The sequence below is a fragment of the Terrabacter sp. P5_B1 genome (genome assembly GCF_056400505.1).
In genome coordinates this window covers 1-652 of the sequence record NZ_JBFULD010000622.1, presented here as the reverse complement: position 1 = coordinate 652, position 652 = coordinate 1, and the positions used below count along the sequence as shown (strand labels likewise).

Annotated in this window: 1 protein-coding gene; it reads left to right on the top strand. The window is 75.0% G+C overall.

Features of this window, described 5'->3' with window-relative positions; translation table 11 throughout:
- Nucleotides 1-33: 33 nt before the first annotated feature.
- Nucleotides 34-652 (top strand): serine/threonine-protein kinase (locus AC1DP0_RS22465; RefSeq protein WP_478088876.1); only part of this gene is annotated, 619 nt, incomplete at its 3' end.

Below are 652 nucleotides of genomic sequence, written 5' to 3'. Positions count from 1 at the left end.
GCGCTCGACGAGGTCGTCGAGGACCGCGGTCCGATGGCTCCGGCCGACCTGCTGCGGCTCGCCCGGGGCATCGCCGAGGCGATCCGCTCCATCCACGCGTGCGGCGTCGTCCACCGCGACATCAAGCCGGGCAACGTCCTCATCGAGGACGGCGACCCCGTGCTCATCGACTTCGGCATCGCCCACCTGCAGGACGACGTGCGCCACACCGTCGGCGGGCTCGTCATGGGCACACCCGGCTACCTCTCACCCGAGCTCGTCGAGGGAGCCGCGATCACCGACGCCACCGACTGGTGGGGCTGGGCTGCCACGATCACGTATGCCGCGTCGGGTCGCCCGCCGTTCGGGCGCGGCCGGATGGACGCCGTCCTCACCCGCGTCCGCGCCGGCGACGTCGACCTCGACGGTGTCGACCCCCGCCTCGTGCCCCTGCTGCGCGCGTCGCTCTCACCGGAGCCGAGGCTGCGCCCGCACGCCGACGAGGTGATCGCTGCCCTCGAGCTCTACGCCGCCGGGCGACCCGCGACGGTCCCGACGCCGAGCGGGGGCGTCTGGGACGACGGCCGGTCGGGCGCGGTGCCGGGCGACACCCAGGTCGTCCAGGGCGGCAGCACGGCAGTCATGCCGCCGCTTCCGCCGCCCGTCGCACTCC